The sequence below is a fragment of the Pseudomonas sp. 1912-s genome (assembly GCF_029269205.1).
Lineage (GTDB): Bacteria > Pseudomonadota > Gammaproteobacteria > Pseudomonadales > Pseudomonadaceae > Aquipseudomonas.
Map to the genome: position 1 here is coordinate 1 of NZ_JARIXR010000043.1, position 22,946 is coordinate 22,946.

General features: G+C 49.4%; 19 protein-coding genes and 2 pseudogenes. 7 read left to right on the forward strand and 14 right to left on the reverse strand.

What is annotated here, in order from left to right; all coding sequences use genetic code 11:
* Positions 1-233, reverse strand: a 233-nt coding sequence (locus tag P3C29_RS30080) for a transposase (RefSeq protein WP_275966185.1), incomplete at its 3' end; no start/stop codon positions are given.
* 36 nt (positions 234-269) lie between these two features.
* Here P3C29_RS30080 and P3C29_RS30085 point away from each other — a divergent pair.
* The 4 genes and pseudogenes from P3C29_RS30085 to P3C29_RS30100 form a co-directional block, all read left to right on the forward strand.
* A complete protein-coding gene (locus P3C29_RS30085; protein ID WP_275966186.1) occupies positions 270-1,046 on the forward strand; it encodes a hypothetical protein in 777 nt (258 codons plus the stop codon).
* Entirely contained in the window at positions 1,043-1,648 is a 606-nt protein-coding gene (locus tag P3C29_RS30090) for a hypothetical protein (RefSeq protein ID WP_275966187.1), read from the forward strand. Before P3C29_RS30085 ends, P3C29_RS30090 begins: the two co-directional genes overlap by 4 nt.
* Positions 1,645-3,060 carry a site-specific integrase gene (locus tag P3C29_RS30095; RefSeq protein WP_275966188.1) on the forward strand — a complete coding sequence of 472 codons (1,416 nt, stop codon included), beginning with the start codon at positions 1,645-1,647 and terminating at the stop codon, positions 3,058-3,060. The genes P3C29_RS30090 and P3C29_RS30095 overlap by 4 nt, the downstream gene beginning before the upstream one ends.
* Before the next feature lie 862 nt (positions 3,061-3,922).
* A pseudogene (locus P3C29_RS30100) lies at positions 3,923-4,303 on the forward strand (transposase); the annotation flags it as partial.
* Positions 4,304-4,518: 215 nt separating this feature from the next.
* Here the strand turns inward: P3C29_RS30100 and P3C29_RS30105 are convergent.
* Both P3C29_RS30105 and P3C29_RS30110 read right to left on the reverse strand, forming a co-directional pair.
* Entirely contained in the window at positions 4,519-5,274 is a 756-nt protein-coding gene (locus P3C29_RS30105) for a hypothetical protein (RefSeq protein WP_275966189.1), read from the reverse strand.
* A 712-nt stretch (positions 5,275-5,986) separates the two neighbouring features.
* A complete protein-coding gene (locus P3C29_RS30110; protein ID WP_275966190.1) occupies positions 5,987-6,352 on the reverse strand; it encodes a histone-like nucleoid-structuring protein, MvaT/MvaU family in 366 nt (121 codons plus the stop codon).
* A 235-nt stretch (positions 6,353-6,587) separates the two neighbouring features.
* Here P3C29_RS30110 and P3C29_RS30115 point away from each other — a divergent pair.
* Positions 6,588-7,151: pseudogene (locus P3C29_RS30115) on the forward strand (IS66 family transposase zinc-finger binding domain-containing protein); the annotation flags it as partial.
* Positions 7,152-7,253: 102 nt separating this feature from the next.
* On the opposite strand, the gene gspD reads toward P3C29_RS30115, so the two are convergent.
* The 11 genes from gspD to P3C29_RS30170 all read right to left on the reverse strand — a co-directional run bounded on the left by gspD (position 7,254) and on the right by P3C29_RS30170 (position 17,234).
* Complete coding sequence (gspD, locus tag P3C29_RS30120) at positions 7,254-9,443, reverse strand: type II secretion system secretin GspD (protein ID WP_275966191.1); 2,190 nt, start codon at positions 9,441-9,443, stop codon at positions 7,254-7,256.
* Positions 9,444-9,470: 27 nt separating this feature from the next.
* A complete protein-coding gene (locus P3C29_RS30125) occupies positions 9,471-9,992 on the reverse strand; it encodes a type II secretion system protein N (RefSeq protein ID WP_275966192.1) in 522 nt (173 codons plus the stop codon).
* A complete protein-coding gene (gene gspM / locus P3C29_RS30130) occupies positions 9,989-10,585 on the reverse strand; it encodes a type II secretion system protein GspM (RefSeq protein WP_275966193.1) in 597 nt (198 codons plus the stop codon). The genes P3C29_RS30125 and gspM overlap by 4 nt, the downstream gene beginning before the upstream one ends.
* Before the next feature lie 2 nt (positions 10,586-10,587).
* Positions 10,588-11,607: a PilN domain-containing protein gene (locus tag P3C29_RS30135; protein WP_275966194.1), complete on the reverse strand. Its 1,020-nt coding sequence runs from the start codon at positions 11,605-11,607 to the stop codon at positions 10,588-10,590.
* Between the two features lie 12 nt (positions 11,608-11,619).
* Positions 11,620-12,222 (reverse strand): prepilin-type N-terminal cleavage/methylation domain-containing protein, encoded by a 603-nt coding sequence (locus P3C29_RS30140; RefSeq protein WP_275966195.1) that lies wholly within the window; start codon positions 12,220-12,222, stop codon positions 11,620-11,622.
* Positions 12,223-12,233: 11 nt separating this feature from the next.
* Complete coding sequence (locus P3C29_RS30145; protein WP_275966196.1) at positions 12,234-12,605, reverse strand: type II secretion system protein; 372 nt, start codon at positions 12,603-12,605, stop codon at positions 12,234-12,236.
* A complete protein-coding gene (locus tag P3C29_RS30150; protein WP_275966197.1) occupies positions 12,602-13,066 on the reverse strand; it encodes a GspH/FimT family pseudopilin in 465 nt (154 codons plus the stop codon). Before P3C29_RS30150 ends, P3C29_RS30145 begins: the two co-directional genes overlap by 4 nt.
* On the reverse strand, positions 13,041-13,472 hold the full coding sequence (gene gspG, locus P3C29_RS30155) for a type II secretion system major pseudopilin GspG (protein ID WP_275966198.1): 432 nt from the start codon (positions 13,470-13,472) through the stop codon (positions 13,041-13,043). The genes P3C29_RS30150 and gspG overlap by 26 nt, the downstream gene beginning before the upstream one ends.
* A 17-nt stretch (positions 13,473-13,489) precedes the next feature.
* Positions 13,490-14,692: a type II secretion system F family protein gene (locus P3C29_RS30160; RefSeq protein WP_275966199.1), complete on the reverse strand. Its 1,203-nt coding sequence runs from the start codon at positions 14,690-14,692 to the stop codon at positions 13,490-13,492.
* Positions 14,689-16,383: an ATPase, T2SS/T4P/T4SS family gene (locus P3C29_RS30165; protein WP_275966200.1), complete on the reverse strand. Its 1,695-nt coding sequence runs from the start codon at positions 16,381-16,383 to the stop codon at positions 14,689-14,691. Before P3C29_RS30165 ends, P3C29_RS30160 begins: the two co-directional genes overlap by 4 nt.
* Before the next feature lie 83 nt (positions 16,384-16,466).
* Positions 16,467-17,234: a general secretion pathway protein GspK gene (locus tag P3C29_RS30170; RefSeq protein WP_275966201.1), complete on the reverse strand. Its 768-nt coding sequence runs from the start codon at positions 17,232-17,234 to the stop codon at positions 16,467-16,469.
* Between the two features lie 1,047 nt (positions 17,235-18,281).
* On the opposite strand from P3C29_RS30170, the gene P3C29_RS30175 reads away from it, so the two are divergent.
* Positions 18,282-21,998, forward strand: a complete 3,717-nt coding sequence (locus P3C29_RS30175; protein ID WP_275966202.1) for a hypothetical protein — start codon at positions 18,282-18,284, stop codon at positions 21,996-21,998.
* A 23-nt stretch (positions 21,999-22,021) separates the two neighbouring features.
* Positions 22,022-22,945, forward strand: coding sequence for an RHS repeat-associated core domain-containing protein (locus P3C29_RS30180; protein ID WP_275966203.1), 924 nt, complete (start codon positions 22,022-22,024; stop codon positions 22,943-22,945).
* The last annotated feature ends 1 nt before the right edge of the window (position 22,946 follow it).

Consider the following 22,946-nt stretch of genomic DNA (forward strand, 5'->3'; position numbering starts at 1 on the left):
TCTCGCTCTTCGGTGACCCGCTTGAGTTCGGCTCGCAGACGACGCAGTTCAGCGTGCTGATCATCGTCTTGCTTCCGTTCTCCTTGAGGTTTGCTGTAGCGCTTTATCCAGGCATAGAGGCTATGCGACGACACGCCAAGACGCGCCGCCACATCAGCGACAGGCAGCTTCTTTTCGGTCACTTGATTGACCGCTTGGATTTTGAATTCTTCGGGGTAACGCGGGTTGCTCATGGCACCTCCTAATTGACCTCAGTTTAAGGCAAAGAGGTGTCTACGAAACCCGGGGCGATTCATATCGGTGAACTGCTGGATCTGCATGCCAAGGACTGCTTGGATGTCTCAGAACAGTGGCTGGTGTTTGTTAACCGAAAAAGCACCTACAACTTGTTCGGTACTCGGCAGGTGGAAGTAAGGCCAATCGAACCAATCGCTGTGAAGATGATTAAAAATCTAGTCGGAATGCAGAAAATCTTGAAACGGGTTGGATTCATTAGCGAACTCCAAGGTCTCTTCGCAAGCCCTTCCGGTAAGGGCAATGCCGCGTTTTCCAAGGTCTCGGTGTATGGCTTCAACCAGAATCTCGACTTTTTTTGTGATTACTTCGAAACCCAAACGAACGAAGACGGGCAGCGTTATTACATTCGCCAACATCAGCTTCGCAGGTTCTTCGCCATGCTTTTCTTCTACTCCAGCAGTTTCGGTGGGCTTGAAACTCTGCAATGGATGCTAGGACATACCGATGTGAAGCATGTCTGGCATTACCTCACCGAGTCTATGGACGGTGCCACCCTGCGTGGGGCAAAAGCGCAGTTTGTGGCCGAAGCACTCCACAATGGCGATGAAGCCAGCTTTGAAAGCCTAGCGGCCCTGTTGAAAGCTCGCTACGGTACTGAGGATTTCACCATTGTCGACACCGAGGAGCTCGAAGACTACCTTTCAGATCTCATGGAAGAAGGCTCCGTGGAGATTGAGCCGGAATTCATCGAGGATGGTGAAGGTCAACGCTTCAAGGTAGTAGCTCGTGTCAAGCAGGTGACAGCATGAAGAAGACTGATGCTCGTGTAGAGCGCAACACTTCGGCGCTTTTCACACTGGTTGAGTGCCTGGAAAAAATCCGTAGGGCTCCCGACACCTTTAGAGGCAACAAAGAGCTGGTGGCAGCCCTGAAAAGTCAGAGCTCAACGGCAGCTCTGAACTTCAGTTTCACCGTAGGCGAAGAGACGAAGACAACTAATCCTGTCAGCCTGAACACTCTGAAGACTTATGCGGAAAGTAACCTGCCTACGGGATTCGACGGACTGAATAAACTTCGTGTCGCGGCCCTTGAAGCGCTAGAGGCCGCAGAGCGACGCGAGGAGCGCTCCAATAAGCGAACCAAGGTGGGTCTATCGCTGCGAGTCGCAGAATTGGAGCAGAAACTGGCCTTGCACCAAAAAACGAACCTCACACTGCTTCATGCTCTAGGCAATGCTCGCGATCACATCAAAAGTGTCAGGGATGCGCCAAACGCTGGTGTCAGGTCACTAAGGGCACAGGAGGCCATCAAAGCGCTGACAGCGATGGCATCGCTGAACGCCCCACCTTACGACAAGATTCCTGCGCCCAATGGCCCTTCTGTTGTAAACCTTGATGAATACAGAAGATGACGAAGAAAAGTCAAAACCAGCTGTTCTCGGTCTTGGAAGAGACGACGCTATTTTCCCACATGGCGCTGGGAACGATTGAGACAAGGACATTCAACAATGTCCCATTTGTAACTTGGCCGAACGGTGCGCCCTGTGTGCCGGTGAATCAGTACATTCTGTCGATGATGGAACGGCCTGGTCGCAACGGCAACCGCAACCTATCAACACGGGGCTCTAAAGGCGGAACCTTCGGCGAGTACGCCTCCAAGATAAGCCACCTGGTTCGTTATTGCTATTATGCCAACATCGACTTCATTCACCTGACTGACTCCAAGTTTACAGAGTTTATCGATTCACTAAGGGACGAAAAGTCTCGAATTTATCCAACCGCCAATAAAAGAACTGAGCCTACAATTCTAGGCATAGGTCGAGTCTGCCTAGCCTTTCTGGAGTTTGTCGGTAGGCTTCACGAGAACCCAAGTTTTGTCGCTGTCGGCGGGACGATCAGAATCACCATGCACGCCTTTACGATTAAATATCGTAATGGCCGCTCGTTGAAAAAAGAGTTTGTACATCATCACTCGCTGAGCCTTGGCGGACGGGTTCGCTCGATATTCCCGATTTCAGACGAAAACATAAAGCGCCTGTTGGATGCGGTGGACAGGGATTCCAAATCACGATTTATTGACTCCAGAAGAAAGATCATGCTTCTGCTGTTAGAGCACACCGGTGCACGCAGGGGAGAAATTTCGAGAATATTTGTTAAAGACATCCTTAATGCACTGGAGATGGATGAGCCAATGCTTAGGCTAGAGACTTGGAAGCAAGGGGTGTCAAGCCAGCGGTTTATTCCTGTTCACAAAATGGTTCTCAGCGATATCAAAAAGCACATGGACTTCATGCGCAGAAAGATCGTCAAGGGAAAAGTAGACGATGGCTTTCTGTTCATATCACAAACTTTTGCAAAGGGTATATCCCCGGACACAATCACCTCGGAAATTTCTCTTCTGAAAAAGGCGGCTGGTATTAAAGAAAAAATATTTCCGCATATGTTCCGGCATGCCTTCATTACGAATAAATTTGTCCAGCTGATTAAACAGCATGAGCTAGAAAATCCTGATCAATTCAGGCAGTCCTTGCTGAGCAGCCAAACCTTCATTACCGAAGTAATGATGTGGACGGGACACAAGTCTGCAGAGGCTGTTGAGCGCTACATTCACCTGGCATTCAAGAAGGTCGCTAATTACGCTGCGACAGTATCGTCAGTGCACTTAGCCTCAGCCATGCAGCTATTCGACCGTAAGCAGCGCGGATTACTCAGTCGACTCAAGGCAGGTCTCGCTATTGAAGAATACGAAACAGAGCTGTTAGAACTTCAGCGATTAAGGGATGAGGACTTTGATATCGCCCGGAAACGGGCAAGCTCTAATTGACAATTCAGGGCTTGCCCCCTTCGGGGTACGGCTGTCGTAAACCAAACCCCTGGCTGCGCCAGGTTTTGGCCCTCCGGGCTTTCATCCTCAAGCCTCTGCCCTTCCTGGGCCGGCGCGCTCCGCTTGCAGTTTTGCCCGCAAACGGTAATCACTGATCGCTTCATATGCACGCCCGCTGGCTTCCCTTAGGCCGGAAACATCGATCTAGGAGGGCTGGGACGACCCCTAGGTCGCGCCACGCTTTCAGATAGGGTGAAGAGCGTAGACCTGCTTACGTTTGCCATAAAGCGCGGTCTGGAGCACTTCGTTGCCTGCGCTGGCGGCCTCCGCAGCCTTGATGAGCTTGAGCATGCTGTTGACCGTGTTCGTCTTGCACTGGTAAGGCCAGTTTAGCTTTCGCTGACAAGCAGTTTCACATCTACATTCGAGAGCTGCTCATCAGTTGATATACTAATCCTATCGTCTCGCACACAGAACCAGAATTCCTCAACCTTTGCGGCATTGCCACTCAAAAAAGCGTCTAGCAAAGCAGGCGGACGCTTCAGCAAGTCAAACCCTTTCCGTGCTTCTTCAAGGTTTACCGAGTGTTCTTTCATCCTATCAAGATGCCAATCTCGGCTAGCGCCACACGAGCCATTATAATTATCCATCTGCTCAAGACCTGAAACTACAGCTTGTCCATGGCGGCAACCTCTAAAAATTTAGCCAAGTTGCTTATAATCTTCACAGATTAAGTAAAAATCAACTGAAATATATTGGTGATTCGTTGATGCGTTATTTGGATTCTTTACACGTACCTGTAAATCATTAAAATCATATTAATTCTCTACGTGCAGTTGTAGGCCTTGGAGTTTTATCGAGCACTGTGATCCATCATGAACCTGACAACACTCAGTGCGCTTGCGGCTGCCAGCTTCAGCGCATCGGTGAAGACGTCAGCGAAAAGCCGGACTACACGCCAGACGTGTTCACCGTCGAACGGCATGTGCGTGGGAAATGGGCCTGCCGGCATTGCGAAACACTCATCCAGACCCCGGTACCGCCCCAGGTGATCGACAAGGGCATCCCCACTGCCGGCCAGCTGGCGCATGTGATGGTGGCGAAGTTCGCCGACCACCTGCCGCTGTATCGACAGGAAAAGATCTTCGGCCGTGCCGGCATGGCCATCCCGCGCTCGACACTGGCGCATTGGGTGGGTCAAACCGGCGTGCAGCTTCAGCCCCTGGTCGATGCGCTGCGCGATCCCAGCGCGTTCAGTTGGCATATGTCCCGAGTCGCAAGCATACCGAAGTCCCGGTATATGACTTGTAATCGCCCCGCGAAGTGCGGGGACAGTGGCATAGATAACCTATGTGACACTTGGCCAAAGGTGTCGCTTGAGAAGAAACTTTGAAAAATCGCGCTCGCCAAAGAGAAAGCAGCGCTCTGAAAAATAGCTCGATCTAACTGCACCCAGTGTTAATCATCTGACTGACGTATAACCCGCTGTTGTTCTTCATATCTCCGACTAGATTCCTGCAGGCGATCTTCGGCCTCCTTCTCTGCATTGCGTTGTTGAGCGGCCAGCGGGGGATAGAAAATCCATCTATTCTTTACGTCTTCTTCATACGTCCACGCAATTCCATAATAGAGAGCGAGCAGCAGTATGACAGTCAAGCCCCAAGTTAAATGCGACTGGAGCTGTGTCATGATCGATGCAGTTTGATAGAAATATCCAACGATGTGGTCTGTCACGACCAAGCCTGTCAGGCCGACGAGCAGCGTTCTTGCATCGTTTTTTTTGCTCTGCCGTTCTTTAACGTCTTGGTTGTGTTGAAGACAAAGTTTCAACAAGAAATCATCCTTACCTTCTAGCGCTAGCCTCTTTAGATCTTTGGGGAATACGCAATCCGGAGGCAATTGATGGTAATCATGAGTACGCTGAGCGGCGACGTTGAGGATATGGACAACGACTGGAATGATTAGGGAAACGAAGGACACGAATGCGAGCAATGTGCAAAGTATTTTGCCTGCATTGGCAAGTGCAGCTTCGGAATTAAACGAGGAATTGGTCAATCCTTGGCCCGTTAGAGCAATCAATGCTATGTCGGCAAAAAGCCCCACGTAGATTGCTTTTAGGCACCAGCTAAAGTCCCACACTTTCTCTAAAATCCCTGATGCTATTCCCGAAGCCAGGGTTTTAGCGTCGTTACCGCTATGGTGCTCTGTTGCCATGCATTTCCCCGAAAAATTAGTTAAGCGTCTGCCGAAGTAATCTAGCATAAGCTAGAGAGTAAGGGGGCGGCTAACACACCTTCCGAGCCTAGTCAATAAGGGTATTTGAGTCCGCGTAGGCGGACACTATCGCCACAAGCGAAGGTGTCCAGATTGTGTGCCGTGCGGACGGTTAATGGGCTAGAAATGTGTCCACCATCGCCCTAAGCGTTGTGGTCAGGAAGGTGTGTTTGCCGGACGCTTACGAAAGATCCAATGCAGCGTTGGTTCGTGCGAGAGCAAGCACACCGTTCTGAAAGTCCGACTGATGGATCACTTTAGCTATTCAGGGCACGGTGTCGTGATTAATGGCACTAAGCGTTGGCCGATGTACTTAACAGCGGCATCATAAGTACCAGGTGTTATCGCCAGCTCAGAATTGACCCAGTTACCGACACTTAACTGGCCCAAGTTGCTACCTCATAAGCCATTAACAATGCTGGCGTTTCAGATTGTTCTTTGGGTCGTAACCGTCCGGGCAACACACCTTCCTGATGCCATCGCTTAAGGCGATGGTGTCCACCTAAATTAAAGTGCACACCTTCTCTTGGTTTTGCGGGCTTGGGTAGATGACTTGGCCGGACGCATACACCCGTCCTTCAGAAAATTGAACATATCCATATCTCATGAAAAAGGGCCCCGCAGGGCCCTGATTGTTTGTACTCAAACAGTCTTACTGAGTGCGCCAGGACTCAACAACGTCAGCGCCGAACTCGTTTTTCCATTCTTTCAGCTGACGATGGTTACCACCCTTGGTTTCGATCAACTCACCGGAATTCGGATTCTTGTAGATCTTGACGTCACGTGCCTTGCGCACAGCCTTTGGAGCGGCCGCGGTAGGAGCGCGTGAGGATGCCTGAGGATCAAGGATAGCGATCACGTTGCGCAGGCTGTAGCTGTACTCAGCGAGCAGTGCGCGGAGTTTGGTTTCGAACTCGACCTCTTTCTTCAGGCCTTCGTCGCTCTTCATAGCCTCAAGAGCGGCCAGTTGCTCAGAGAGGTGTTTTTCAAGCTGACGGAATTCTGCGAGACGAGACATTTTACGCTCCTGTATGTTGATAGGCCATTATCCGGTGATTGCAACAGCCAAGTCTAGTAATCGGCAAACTGACAAGGGCTACAACGCATTTAGTAATGCTCGACACCTGCGTTTGGCTTGATGGGTCGCCCCAAAACGTCGAGCTTCCTATGCCTACCGCCCTGAAGCACCTAGTCCATGATGCCCCTAATCGAATAGATGACTTTGCCAGACGGTTACGCAAATCACTCATCACAAGTCGGTCAACGAGAAACTGGCCCACGAGATCGCACTGCTCAAACGCTTCAAGTTTGCCAAGCGCAGCGAGCAGTTGAGCCCGGATCAAGCCAGCCTGCTCGACGACTTGATCGATACGGATATCGCCGCTATCGAAGCCGAACTTGAGGCGCTGCAACCGGCACCAGTCGAAGCCAAAGTACGCCAGCGACCCAAGCGCGCACCTCTGCCACCGCAGTTTCCTCGCACGCTGATCCATCACGAACCGGACAACAGCCACTGCCAGTGCGGCTGCGCTCTCAAGCGCATCGGCGAAGATGCCAGCGAAAAGCTCGACTACACGCCCGGCGTGTTCACCGTCGAGCGCCACATCCGTGGAAAGTGGGCCTGCGAACAGTGCGAAACGCTAATCCAGGCGCCGGTACCGGCGCACGTCATCGACAAAGGCATCCCGACAGCGGGCCTGCTGGCCCAAATCATGGTGGCCAAGTTCGCCGACCATCTACCGCTGTATCGCCAAGAGAAAATCTTTGGCCGCGCCAGGTTGCCCATCGCCCGTTCTACCTTGGCGCAGTGGGTGGGCATCACTGATCCGTTGGAAACAAAAGCGCGTGGAGCCAACATCCAGAAATGCTATGTCTCCGTAACCCGCGCAGCGCTCCCCTGCTATAATTTCCAGCGTCACCTACAGGGATTGGATCAGTTGCATTTTCTGACGATACTCATCGGTTACAGTCCTAGCAGTTTCGGAGTCGCCAATAACTCTTGGTGTTATCAAAACGATCAACTCCGTTCGACCTCGACTACTTTGCTTATCGCTAAAAAGCCAACCTATTCCCGGAACGCGACCTAAATAGGGGACTTTATTATCCCTCTTCGTCTCGTCCTGCTTTATCAAGCCGCCAAGCAGAACTGTCTGGCCACTCTGAACTGCTACTTGCGTAGAGACCGATCGCGTTGAAATGCTTGGATTTCCATTACTGTCCACAAGCGCGCTTGCATCGCTTACTTGCTGCTGAATATCCATATAAACAAGACCGCCGGGATTAATGCGTGGTACAACATCTAGAATTACCCCAGTCTGAACGTATTGTACACTGCTAGTGCTAACCGAAGTATTATCCAAGTTTATAGTCGTCTGATTAATCGGAATATTATCCCCTACTTGAATTTGAGCATTCTGATTATTCATCACCACAAGCGAGGGTGCCGAAAGAACTCGTGTATTACCGCTGCTCTCTAGCGCGTGGAGTGCAATTTGGAGATTATTGCTAACAAACGAATAGAACAGGGTATCAGTCGCTTTCAGCGCTGCCCCTCCCGAGCCTAATGCCCCCTGATTGCCCGATACATTCTGGATGCCTGGCGTTGCAGAGTTACCCGCCAGACGCCCGAGGTACCATTGCACGCCGAGATTCATACCATCCGTCAAACTTACCTCTAGAATGCGTGTTTCGATCTGCACCTGCAAAGGTGGATTGTCCAGTCGACGTATCGCGCCTTGAATTTCTTGCCACTGGGTTGGCCTGCATCGAACCAACAACTGATTGCTGCTTTTTTGTGCGGTGATTCGAACAGGACTCTCAGATTGAGTTGAGCTCGACGGATTATGGCCAGGAGCATCTTCGTTTTGCTCCTCCAATAACCCTTCGGACTCAGAAGGGTCTCTCCTAGGTTCCAACTCGGGACTATTATTGGCGACACTAGAAGATAACCCACCGGCAAGCCCCCCCATGGCATTACCTGACGAAAGCGTTACCGTGCGTAGGCCGGGTGCCACTTGAGCTCGCTCCGATCGCTCGGCTCCGGCGTTGCCGTAGATCTGACGTAAATAACGAGCTAAATCAACAGCTTTCATATTTCGTACGTCGTACACATACATCTGTGGCTCGTACCCTCCTCCTTGATCAATTGTATCGATCCAACGACCAACTTCTTTCAGATAGTCAGGTTGAGAGGAGATAGCTACGATGGCATTGGTTCGCTCTATCGGTAAAAAACGTACCATACCAGCTAACGGCGTGCCGCTACGTGGGCCGAAAAGCTGATTCAACTCAGGCATCAACTCCCCCACGCTAGCACGTTGGAGACCAAAGACACCGATCGACATTCCTTTAAGCCAATTAAGGTCGAATGTATCGATGGTATCTTGATAATTTTCTAACTCATCAGCGGTGCCGGCCATAACTAAGACATTACGCGCAGGATCAACGAGCAGAAAAGCGTTTTCCTTGGCAAACGGCTTTAGCAACTTTCGCATTTCAACTGCCGAGATGTAGTCAAGAGTGAATAGCCTAGCACTTAAGCCTATGCTAGGAGCCGGCATCCGTCGTTGAGGTGTTAATTGGCCAGCCACTGCTTGACTAGAGGGCACAACTAAATAACGCGATCCTTGCTGCACTAACGCGTTATTAGTCCATGACAGCAACGTTTCCAGAATAGACAATGCCTGCCCCCGGTCAACCGGTTTCGCCGTTGAAAAAGAAACATCACCGGTAACACCCTGGGAAATACTGTAATCCTCCTTAAGCAAGTCTCCCAGAATAGTATTGATTACAGCATTGATAGGCTGATTAGAAAAGTTGAAAGTAACCTTATCTTCTCCATTATCGACCTTACGCTGAGGGCGCGCGGAAATCGTTCCAACAAACTGTTGATTTCCCCGAATAATTTGTTGTTTTGGGGGCTGAGGAGAAACCTGAGCACTTCCGACCAATACGTGAGTATTCGGCGGGACTGAAATCGCGTTGTCGCCTTCAGTACCAACCAACCCCTCACGGATAAGATTCCCGTCCAAGATTGTCTGATGGGAAGAATTAGAACAGCCTTGTATCAGCATCGATACAATGCAAGAAAGAACCAAGCGATTGACCACGAATTTCAGTCCTTGATAGTTATAAAATTAAATTTTTGGGAGTTTCATTGATAACCTAGGGCTCGATATCACCAATGTCTGCCGGCTTTGCCTATATATTATCTCAACTTGTCGTTCATTTATACTAGCAACAACCCAACCGCTGGGGAGGGCACTCCCCTCTCTCACTGTAAATGCCTCGCCATTGTTTTCTTTGAACAAAGCAATCTTTATACCATTGGCAACCACAACACCTGTCAAAGTCAGATTATTTAGAGAGGGCTCGGCAACCTCTTGTATGGCTACAACGCTGGTCGCATCAGGTTTGCGTTCTATATTGAATAAAGAGGCTGACCACACTTGGACATATTCATGGAGTGGCGGGTTGACGGGAGCCGCTTTAACCTCTGGAGATATTGCCGTCAATGGTATCTGAGGGGTTAAAACAATTTCGTTCCAGTTCTTACTAGCGCCCCATCCGCTAAGCATGATCCCCCAAACGCAGATTAACACAAACAAAATCAAAGCAAGAGGAGCTATGGCTCTGTAAAGTATCTGGCGCTCATTCATTTTATGGAGACCTGTGTCATAGCCTGAAATCCACTTATCTGCATTTTCACCGTTAGACGGTTATCCTGTAACGAAGTGCCAGGTATCGCCCCTCTGCGCTGAACACTCAAAGTTTCAACTGTTAAGTACGGCATTTCACCCTCCAACTTATGAAGTGTGCCCGCCAAGGACTCGATACCACACTCTAGATCAACATTGACTCTTACTTTTATGAGTGAATTATCGGCGGTTGCAGCCAAAGGCGTACGGTTCAAAACTGTACAAGCAACTCCAGAAGAGGGCGTGGATGATAAACGCTCCAGAACCAACTGCATCAGTTGAGCTATTGCAACTTCAGGCCCTCCTGGATTCAACAGTCCAACGCTCGGTACTGAAAGCTGCTGTAACGCTTCGAGGCGACTCTGGACAGGCCCGCGTTGAGCTTCCAGAGTCATGTAGCGCTGGTAGGAAGCCTGTAGCACGACGTCTTCATCCGCCATGTCCATTAGAGGAGCAACTAACCACCAATGAATTAACGATATATAGAAAAAAACGCCGAATATAAATACTAGCGAAATAGCTAATACCCTCTGGCGCTGTTGTCCCATCTGCATACCTAGCCCTCTAACTTGCGTCGATGTGCCAGAATATTAAAACGCTCCATACCACTGCCAGTATCTGGCTGAACGCCCCCCTGAAAGCTTGCTTTTTCAAGATCTGCACAACGCACAAGTTCAGCAGGGAGTGAGCCGGCATGGCGGCTCAGGCCGCTAAGGGTTAGAGAGCCGTCAACGCGGGCCTCAAACTGCTCAAGCCAAGTATCTAATGGGATGCAATTAGTTAATCTATTAAGGAGCGTCAAGATTTCCTGAGCTTGATGGGTTCGCAAATTAATAGCATTATCCATATCTGCACGAGCCTGTATTTGCTTACGCATCCCGTCCACTTCCATTGCGCGATTACGCAGCAGACTCACTTCAGCACGTTTATCTATCACTCCCCGCTCCCGATTACCTACCCATGTAGTCAAAATTGCCAGCGTAACTACCAGTATACTAACTCTTAGAACAACCTTGTATTGTTGCAAACGAATCGCTTGAGTTGCTCGAAGCGACTTCGGCAATAAATTCAGGCCTAGGGGCCGCCCTTCGTGGTCCAATACGTCGATCTTGCTCACCTGAAGCCCCAACGCATGAGCCTCATCAACAACCAAGTCAAGACGATTTCGCTCAATGACGACCAGCAGCACGTGTATTACACCTGAACTTTCGGAAGTACTAAAACATGCATCGAAGTAGACCTGATCCGAATTAAATGGAACCAACCTATCCAACTCAAACCTCAATACAGACCTGAGGTTTTGCGCGACATTTAAAGGTAAGTGGAAATCACACCGCAGAATTCGATCTATATCTAGAATTAGGGTTACAGCTCGTTGCTTCTCAAAATTTTGGGATGGGCACAATGGCCATTGAATGATTTGGGTATGATTACGACCAATTAGCCGTTGACGGATGCTCGGTGATAAGCAGCCCAGAAGCGTATCACTCCACCAAGCAAAAAACTTCGGAAACGACGAATGCCTCCAGCGCTTACTGATCTCGTAACGGATTGAGTTAACTAGAGATAGAAACATGGCTTATCCTCCTCATCTAACTGAAGTTGGCGGTATGCCCGATCGCAATGCGACAGTCATTGATGGCCAAGGCACGGGCCCATCTACCTCAATCTCGATACGTACAAACTGCGGCAACCGCTCCGGCCAAGGCCACTTAGCTAGCCAGCCAGTGTTGGTATTCCTTTCATCTAAACCGCTATAACTCAATTGAACCTGTCGCAAGTCTCTCATTAATACTTGGGTCTTCCCCCAAGGTTTCAAACTGTCAAGTTCGAAGAAACTGATTTGCAATTGAAACTCACTAATACCAATCTTGGATGATTCCAGTTGGTAAATTTTCAACCGCTCTCCCACGCTGGCCGGTGCGGGGGCGGCAAATCTAATGCGGTGAAAATCACCCTCAAATACTTTCCCATTCTCCCCCATTTCCACTGGCCAAAAAATAGCGCGCACTCCCTGAAGTGCCTCCCTTAGAAAATGCTGGGATGCACGTATCTCATCAACCCGGAGCGCATATCGTTCAGTGCTTCCTACCATGCGGTTGGCGCTGAAAAAGGCGCTGGACACCAGCAAAAACAAGACACCGAGTAAACTGATCGAAATCATCACCTCAAACAGCGTAAATCCCCTCATACGTGTCACAATTATTGCCCCATCTTCAAGGGTTTAACACGCAAAGTATTAAAAATTTCTACAGTTCGACCTTGACGAAGAGTAAGCGTTACATGAAAGAGCCGGACGCCGGACTGCGCCTCAAGCTCTTCGCACTCAATGCGCCAAAAAACCCCACTTATGTGTCCTTCATTGACCGCTGACTCCAGGTGCCCTGAAGCTTGCTCAGCCATAAGAGACCGTGCTAACAACCCCATTCGACTCTTCAATTCACTCTTCGTATATCGCTGTAGAGTGTGCCCCATGGCACTCATAAAAATCCCAAGAGCCAAAGCAAAAAGCGTTATGGCTGCTAGCATTTCTATCAGAGTGAACCCTGACTGCGTCGCGCGGCGGAACCTCATTTCATATTTTCCGAGAGCTGTATGCTACCGGTGAGCCAGCTTACATTTATAAGCACCTCACGAGAGCTACTCTTCAAACTCAAGTTACCGCCACTTGAACTACCATCTGAATAAAACAGCATAGCGCCTTCTCTATTTATTTCGCCAGCTGCAGTTTCTATTTGCAACTGTATGTCACGCTCGAAACAACGAGGGGTCTTTTGATCAACTCTATAGCATAACGTTTGAGAGTCAAATTTTACTGATGTCGAATAACCTTCGCTTATCGCTTGCGCTCGCGCTTGCTTGAGGGCATAGAATAAATCATTAATACTCTGACGTTCGTGAACACTACTGAGGCCTCTAGAAACCCCAGAGGCAAGTAGCGTGAAAGCCATACTCACAATAACCAATACCGCCAAAAGTTCGAGGATTGTGAACCCATCCTGGCGCGAGTTATTCCCAACTGCCCAGATCGGCATCCTGACCTTCCCCACCTTCACTACCGTCACGGCCGAAAAAAGTTAAATCGAAGCTACCGTGCTCCCCCGGGCTCCTATAGCCAAACGCATGACCGAATGGATCTCGGAGATCGCTTTTCTTCGCGTACGGGCCTTGCCACGATTGGGCCATGGAGGGTTTAACTATCAAGTCTTCAAGTTTGGCTGGAGGAGTTCCGACGTCCATCGAGTAATTCTCGATTTTCATACTCAAGCTGGCTAATTGCGCCTTTCCAGCTCCATATTTGCCCTTATCAACACCGCCGCCTATCTGACGTACAACGAGAGTTGCTACGATGCCTAATAGCACAATGACAGCTAACATTTCAAGTAGGGTGAAACCTTTGCTTCGATGGTATCGGCCTAAACGTTGTACTCTATAACGCATATTCGCTTTCTCTTCCTTTAGATATTACTGGTCAAACTCATGAGAGGCAGCATGATAGCAAGCATGATGACAGCGACTATAACCGTCATAATCAGAGTCAATATAGGTACCAATGCGGCCATAAAACGCTTTAGAGCACGTTGGGTTTCTTTGTCGTAAACATCCGCAAGCTTAAGCAACATTTCACTCAACCGCCCGGTTTGCTCCCCTACGCCGATCATTTGCACAGCTAACTCAGGAAATATAGCTGTCAGCTCAAGCGCGACAGATAATGAATGCCCATCTTTCGTATGGAGAGTCGCTTGCTCCAGTGCTGCCTGGATTGCGAGATTATTGGAAATTTTCCGAGTGATACTCATACCGGATAACAGTGAGACTTTTCGCTCAAGTAACGTTCCAAGCATGAGCGCGAAGCGTGCTGTCTCAATCCCTTGAAATAAGGGTCCTAAAACCTTCGTACGCAGCAACCGACTGTCTAGCGATACCCGCCTTATAGGATCTCGTAGAATATATCTAAACCATAAAATACCCATCCCGCCTAGAAACAAGAGATAGGATCCCCAATCAAGGAGATACTCGCCCAGTGCGAGAATTACGGTAGTTATCAACGGAAGCGCGACATTTAGATCTCTAAATATCGGCACAAACTGGGGAACTACATACGCCATTAACAGCACCAGGGATCCAAGTACCCCTACCACCAAGAACGCAGGGTAAATCAAGGCACTGATTAACTCGCCACGCTGGGATTGCGAGCGTTCCAAGTATTTTTCTAGCTGCAATAGTGTCTGCCCAAGCATTCCAGCGGCTTCTCCGGCGCGAACTAGGCTTAGGTAAAAACTAGAAAATGTTTGACTTTCTTCCGACATCGCCGACGAGAGCGCTGCCCCACTTTTAACCTGCTTTTGCAAACGTTTTGCTAGTTCACCGGTGCCCCCTTGTGATTGACGAGCCAAAAGAGCAAGGGCGCTTTCTAATGGCTGTCCCGCGTCAATCAACGTCGCCAACTGCTGGGTGAACCGCACTAGTTCTGAACTGGAAATGCTGCCTTTTTTAAATAACCTTTCAACACGTAAAAACGTACTTAAGGGCTGGATTTCCACGATTAATAATCCAGTTTCCTGAAGCTTATCGATGGCCTGGTCGATCGTATTAGCTTCCATCTGACCGTCCGCATTGCGCCCTTCGCGATCCAGGGCTTTGTAACGAAACAATGTCATGACGTTGCGGCTCCATCATCCCGGGTTACTCGAAGTACTTCCTCCAAGCTTGTAATTCCAGTCAAAGCAAGGCGTAAACCATCTTCGTATAGAGTACGCAACCCTCCCTTCCGGGCAGCTTGTTCCAACGTACTGGTATCTGCTTTTTTCATCAGCAACGTACGAATTTCATCAGACATGACCAATAGCTCGGTAATAGCCACGCGCCCGTGGTAACCACCGTTCGCGGCCCCCGGTCGAGGTCTATAGAGCTTTATTGGACGCGCAAGCGTGTGCTGATCAAGCTTGTGTTCGGCCACTAACTCTGCGGGGGCATCAAACACCTCGCATTGCGTTTGGTCGAGCCGTCGCACCAATCGTTGAGCGAGAATTCCATTAATAGTCGACGCTAACATAAAGCTCTCGACCCCCATATCTAGGAGCCTTGTGATACTGGCGCAGGCACTGTTGGTGTGTAAGGTGGAAAGTACCAAATGCCCAGTAAGTGCCGACTGGATCGCGATCCGGGTCGTTTCTATGTCACGAATCTCACCGATCATAATCACATCAGGATCCTGACGGACGATAGAGCGCAATGCCTCCGCAAAGTCTAAACCTATACCCGGTTTAACCTGCAGCTGGTTGATCCCATCGAGTTGATACTCTACAGGGTCTTCAACAGATATAATCTTGCGTTCTGGAGTATTAAGGCGAGATAGTGCAGCATAAAGCGTGGTGGTTTTGCCCGAACCGGTAGGCCCCGTAACCAGCAGAATACCGTGAGGGCGGTGCAACACCTCAAGAAACCGCTGAAGGCGCACACCGTCAAAACCCAAGTCAGTAAAGTCGAATGCTATCGTTTGCCGGTCTAAGAGACGTAGAACCACCGACTCACCAAAGCTAGTAGGAAGGGTCGATACTCGTAGATCCAGCTGCCGACCTTGAACCCTGAAACCGATTCTACCGTCCTGCGGTAAACGCCTTTCGGCGATATCCAATTTTGCCATAATTTTAATACGTGAAATTACTGCGGCAGTTGAACTTACAGGAAGAGATTCAGACTCTCGGAGTAGGCCGTCAATTCGGTAACGGACCGTCAATCGATTTTCAAACGGCTCAATGTGTACGTCTGAAGCAAGCATCTCAACCGCGCGCTGAAGGACCAGATTAACCAATTTGATCACTGGAGCTTCAGACGCCAGATCTTTGAGGTGATCAATATCATCCAATTGAATGACATCATCAAAGTGATCGATCAATGAACCCATTGCGGTTCGACCTTGGCCATAAGTGCGCTCAATCAAATGATCAACTTCGCTTTGCAGACCCACCAACGGCCGGATGCTAAATCCGGTTGCATACTCAATCGACTTGAACGCGTAATCGCTCAAGGGGTTTGAACCGACGACATCTAGAGTATTTTTTGAGGAAAAACCGACTGGTACCACAGAGTAGTTACGTAAAAATCTCAGAGGAAGCGCCGGCAGGTCAACCGAACCTTCTACTGAATAATCGGTATAACGAGGCCAACCCAGTAGATCCGTCCACGCAGACGCTAAATCCCCCTCTGAAACTAGGCCCAATCGATTCAGTAACTCTGGAACAGCGATATCAGGTTGAGCAGCGCGGAGCCGAGTTAACTGTTCAACCCCTTCAGCCCCCAACGCACCCCGTGCCACAAGGTGTCCTATCAAGCGAGTGATGATATCCATTTCGTCTGAAACTCACGGTATAGGGACGTTGAGATTGGGGCAAACCTTTGCCCCAAGGAAATGATAACAGTTTGCAATTGGAACTACAGCCCTATGATGCTCGAAATTTCTTTCCACCTGTACACGCTATAAAGCTGGTCTCGATCGCCAGTTGCGCCAATCATAACAACTGTCCGCAGGCCTGCTTCAAACCCGTCTTTAAGCTTCGCGTAAGACTCAATGGCAACGACCGATCCTGGGTTGCTCATAACCCCGTTTAGCGTCTTTAGCTGCAAAGCCTGGCGCAGTGGTTCAGCAGTATATGCTGCGTCTGGAACACCCCTGCCACTCCAGAGAGTAATGAAGGGCTGAATTTTCTCATAAAGTTCGTCGCTCATAGGCGAAAAGTCCATGAGTTCCTCCAGATGACGTAAGGGTTTCGCTTGATTTCGACGCTCGTAAAGCTGATTGGTGATAGAGGTAGACTGCTGGGGAGTCGCGCCGAAGTAGAGTAGCAAGCTGGAAAAGCTATCCAGCTGACAAAAATTAATATCCAACTTCCCATGCTCACTGCGCACCCTCACAGTTATGCGAATACCGTCTAGCTCAAAAGGAAAAATATCTCCACTAGGAACCAAGTCACCCGAATCACTGACAAGCATTTTTACAGCCATGTCAATGCCGCCCTCAGCGGCGATCAATGCTTTACTGCGTTGCAATTCGTTGTAGCCCTGAAGAGTTTCGATTCGGAGATTCGTCAAAACCCCAATCGACACAGCCCCTAAAATAGCTATTACCCATAACACAAGGAGTAGGGCAGCGCCTTTCTGGCGCTTCGAAGTGTGTGCTTTTTGGTACATGATGGAAATCAACCTTCGCTCCCTGTGATACCGATCCAAGCCCTGGATATCTAGATTTCAAGTTTGAAAAAAATAGACGACGGCTGGATTGACCTAGTCGTTTTTCAAAGCGACTGACTAACATTCGAACGCTAGGGCCCTGAACCAATACCCACAGACCTTAACCAAAATGACTCTGAAAGCAGCAGGAATACGGCCCGTACATCTCCGACTGGACTCACGATTTCAGTCATGACAGTGACTCACACCACAATCAGCATTCCGACCCGAGGCACAGAACAATGGAAATTAGAATACGTGACGAGTCGTGCAGACGCATAATTTTTTGCATTCCTAGCCCCCCACTTCCCGATCTGGAAATATGGAGGGTGCGCGTACGCAAGCGATTACGAATCGCGCACAATCTGGCGCCCACCAGGCGGCCAGGAATAAATTGTTCGACAAACAACAGGTCTATTCACCGCGTCCGCGGATCAAACTTTTCTCGTCATTAGTGCTGATTGCCGGATGAGCAAATCGATTAGCACGCCTGCTAGCACCCACAAACTGAGAGGCAGGCACCGGCTTCCCATTACCCCGAAGCTCAATTTATTGACATGCAACCGTCACCATCGCTCGCATCTGTTGACTTCATTTATTTCAGAAACCACTGACGCCCCCCCTAAAAATAAGTAACAATTTGATTTTGTTGGTAAATTTTTTACACTTTCTCCGTATTTCCCCCATCCAAGGCCAATTATCCCTCCCAACTGTTGGGACAAAAAGGCTTAACGAACGGGATAGTCTATAAAGATGCACCGTTTCTAGTAGAACTCACGCAGGCAGCGTACGGATGCTGGCACACGTCATAAACCCAAGTAAAATCAGCGCCGAAAACAGAAATGAGAACGCTTTACAAATTATCTTGACGGATAACTTTTTGTTTTTCTAGAATCTCAACGGCCACCTGAGCACAGGTGGCCTCTGCTGCTTACCCGCACCGCTGCCGTCCAAATTAACGAGCTCTGTGGATAGAGGAGAAGATGGCTGCAACTCTCAATGCTCACTGGAAGAGTACCTATGCAAAAAAATGAATCTCAACAGATTACAAAACTTCCTCCCCCCCTTCCCGCACTTTACTACTCAAAATATTTAAAACCCAAGTTCATGTCTCTTGCAGGACTTATTCTCATGGGAAGCGGATTATGCAACTCAGCTTTTAGTGAGGATGCAGATAAAACAAGACCACGAACTCTCACACTACTTAATTCTGATGTTCAGGCAGATCGGATCGACACCAGAAATGGGAATCTTGTCGTACAACATAGAGATGTCTTTATCCCAGGAAATGGCGGCCTTAACTTGGAAGTTTGGCGACGCTACGACATGCTATCGGCATCATCCGGTTTAATTGCCACTCATAGCTTTTCGCATCGATGGGCAGCTATGGGGCCTGGCTGGACAGTAAGTGCCGCACCTAAAATATTAAGCAAACATTCGTATTCTCTCGACGCCGACGAAAAACCATACTATTCGCCGACCGGTCTTGACTTATTATGTAATTCTTCTTTGGCGACAGCATCGATATGGGGAGGACCGACCCTACAACACCCAAATGGAGACGAGGAAGAAATATTTTCGGCCCCAAACCAAACTGCATACACTAAAAGCAATTGGAAAATAAGCTGCGTCGGTGGTCGTATGACAGCTAGTTCTCCGGATGGTATAACGTATGACTTCGGACTATACAGCGCTCGCAAGGTCGGCATATACAAACAAACCAACTATGACGCTCAAACATTTGATAACGAGCTACCTCTGCCATACGAGACATATTTTTTAGCAAACTCTGCCAGAGATGCCTCAGGGAACACTTTAACCTATTCGTACAAAAACGTTGGGGCAGCAATCCCCCCTTGGCCTTATAACACGCAACCCCCTGCCAGTAGTGCTCGTTATGTGCCATATTCGCCCACACCCCTTGTCGAGATGCAGTTTGTAGAAGCATCGGGCTCGTTGCTAACATCAATAAGTTCGAGCGATGGTCGAAAGATTGACTTTAATTACGATAGTGCCACTCAGAAACTCACATCAATTACAGATAACTCTGGTAGGCGCTGGAGCTATACCTATCAAAACTTTGACAGCAATAACACTCCAACATTAATAAAAGCTGTCTCTCCAGAGGGGGAAGCTTGGTCATACGGCTATGCTCCTGGAGCATTTCAAGATATAGCATTTGCGAACGGTACAATGGTGCCCGCCCTGCCGCGTAAACTCGTCAAGCTCACTAATCCTACGGGCGGAACCGCTAGCTACGAATATGGTACATATTCATACGCTGACAGAATAACTTCCGGCTCTGGCTGGACTTTGTTCACTCAACAAGGAGAGCGCGTCATCAGCAGAACGCTCTCCAATGGCGCTAAATGGACGTACGCATTCTCCCGTGGAGTCGGCACCTACGATACCACCGTAGTGAGTGCTCCAGAAGGAAGCTATACCTATAAATATATGGGGGCTGCATTTAAAATGCGATACCAAGCATCTCAGCCAACCCCAGCTGAATATCAAAATAATGCTTGGCAGATCGGTCAACTTATGTCTTTGACTGACCCTCTAGGTAATACAGAAACTTATACGTGGGACAAACGTATCATGAGCACAGCCGCTGTTGCTGTCCGAGATACCGGGGGAATTTGGGACTTGTACTCTTGGGCTCCTATTTTATCCAACAAGGTTATTTCGCGTAACGGCGTCAGTAGCAACACCACTTATTCAAACTTCGATACCTATGGTAACCCTGCTACTAAAACAGAGAGCGGGCCCAACGGAGGTAGCCGCATCACATCCTATACTTACTTCAACGATCCTACCAAATGGATCATAGGAAAGGTTGCGAGCGAAACTTCCCCAGGTAAATCGCTCACCCGAACCTTCGATGCCAATGGCAATGTGTTGACCGAAACTCGCGACGGCATCACTACCAGTCTTACCTATGACGCTCAGGGCAACATCGCTAGCAAAACCACCCCTAGGGGCGGCGTTTACACCTACGGTAGTTACAAGCGGGGCATCGCCCAAACTGAAAACCGGCCAGAAAACATCAACATCACTCGCGTGGTCGATAACGCCGGCAACATCACAGCGCAAACCAATGGCGAAGGTAGAACAACCCTCTATACTTATGACGGCATGAACCGGGTCACCTCGATCACGCCACCGCTGGGTAACCCTAGAACTATCGTTTACACCCCTACCAGCAAAACCATCACACGCGGCCCATTGGTCGAGGTCACACAGTACGATCCGTTCGGCCGCACCGCGAGCATTACTCTGGCGGGTATCGCCCGTACCTATACCTACGATGGCTTAGGGCGTAAGACCTTTGAGTCCAATCCAGGTGCGATGATTGGCACCAGTTATATGTATGATGCTCTCAATCGACTAACGCGTCAGACCAACGCCGACGGTACCTTTCAGACCCACAGCTATGGCCCGGCTACTACCTCCGTCACGGATGAGCGTGGCAACCTCACCACCTACACCTATCGATCGTATGGTGACCCCGATCAGCAACTGCTGATGGCCATCGCTACACCGGAAGCCTCCGCCAATGTGACCATCGAACGCGGCGCTAACGATCTGATGACAGCGGTTACGCAAGCTGGGCTTAAACGTACTTACGGATACGACAGCCATAACTACCTGAACAGCGCGTCCAATCCAGAAACCGGCTTGACCACCTACGGTCGTGACCTCGCCGGAAATATGACAAGCAAGCAAGTGGGGGCATCCGGTATAACCCAATATACCTATGACGCTCTGGATCGACTGACCTCAACGACCTATCCCGGTGCAACCCCGGCCATAACCAATACCTACAATAAAAATAGCAAGCTACTGAGCAGCAACAGCGCAGGTGGAAACCGTAGTTTTGCCTATGATGCGGCCGACAATTTAGTACAGGACAGCCTGGCACTGGACGGCCGTGTATTCACTGCCCACTTCGCCTATGACGGCAACGACAGTCTAAGCAGTACCACCTACCCCCAATCATCCCGTGTGGTGAGTTACGTTCCAGATGCGCTGGGCCGCCCAACCACCGTGTCCGGTTACATCAATGACATAAAATACTGGCCGTCCGGCTTAATCCAAAGCATCACGTATAAAAACGGCAACGTATCTCGCTACGGGCAAAACAGCCGTCTGTGGCCGGCCAGTTTCACTACGGAGAAGCCTTTTACCGCAACCTACCTCAACAGCAACTACACCTATGACGGCATCGGCAATTTGGCCACCATCAGTGACGATGTCGACGCCAGCTTCAATCGCAAATTGGGCTATGATGGGATTAACCGCCTCACCAATGTCGCCGGCTTCTGGGGCCAAGGCAATATTGCTTATGATGGTGGCGGGAATCTGATCAACCAAACGCTGGGGCAAGCCAGCCTGGCCTATACCTACGATGCCAATAACCGCCTCAGCAGCGTGAGCGGCCTGCGAACTGGTAGTTACGGGTACGACGTCTATGGCAACGTGAATAGCAGTCAAGGCAACACCTATATCTACAACGACGTGCCCAATCTCACCTGTATCAACTGCATCAACCCAGCAGCCAAAGTTGAATACAGTTATGACGGCCTCAACCACCGGAGTGCTGTGGTCAAGGCCAGCGGCAAGGTGTACGAGATGTACGATTCGGACGGCAAACAGTTGATCGAACTGGATGGCGGCAAACTGACTGAATACTTCTATCTTGGTGACAAGCGCGTTGCGCAGCAGGTCAGTCCATGAGTGCGGGTCAAGGAGCCACCTATATGGATGTATTGAAGAAGCTAGGCCAACGAGTCGGCGTCACATTGTTGGCGGCGATGCTCAACAGCATTGCACTAGCTGATACTGTTACTTATTTTCATAACGATATTTCTGGCAGCCCCATGGCGGCCAGCGACGCAGCGGGAAACCTTTTGTGGAAAGAAAACTACAAGCCGTACGGCGAGAAGCTCAACCAGTCTGCACCGAGCAGCAGCAATAAAATCGGGTACCACGGAAAACCATTCGACGACGGGACTGGCCTTTCATATATGGGCGCCCGCTATTACGATCCAGTGCTCGGACGCTTTATGGGGGTGGACCCTCAAGATCCTACCCCAAACAAAATTCACAGCATTAATCGCTATGCTTACACCAACAACAATCCGTATCGCTTTGTTGATCCGGATGGACGGGAAGCTGTTTCGGTAGATAGTAGAAACAATCAAGTAATTGCGAACATGATTAACAGCTACGCTTCAAAAACATTTGCCTTCAATAGTTCAAATCGACTGGAAACTACCGGAGAAAAAAACAACTCCGGCGGCTCTGAATATTATAGCCGCCGTTTGGAGCAAGCCATATCAAGTAAAAACTCAGCATATATTAAACTTGGCGACACGCTTTACAGTGCGCAGGAAGGTAGAAACGTTAACATATCTGATTATGGCGGGGCCGCCACCACCTCATTTGGGGATGGTTCGGCTCATTTGATAACTATTGGCAGCGAAATAACAAACTACAGTGCTCAAGGCGGAGGAACCGTTAATCCCGATGCCGGGGCGGCGCTTATGCACGAACTGGTAGGTCATGCCATACCGCGAATGGTAGGCTCTGATACAGGGAATGCAGTTTCTAATGAGAATAAAGTTAGGCAGGAAATAAAGAACCAACCTTTGAGAATCAATGACATCAATCATAAGGAATAAA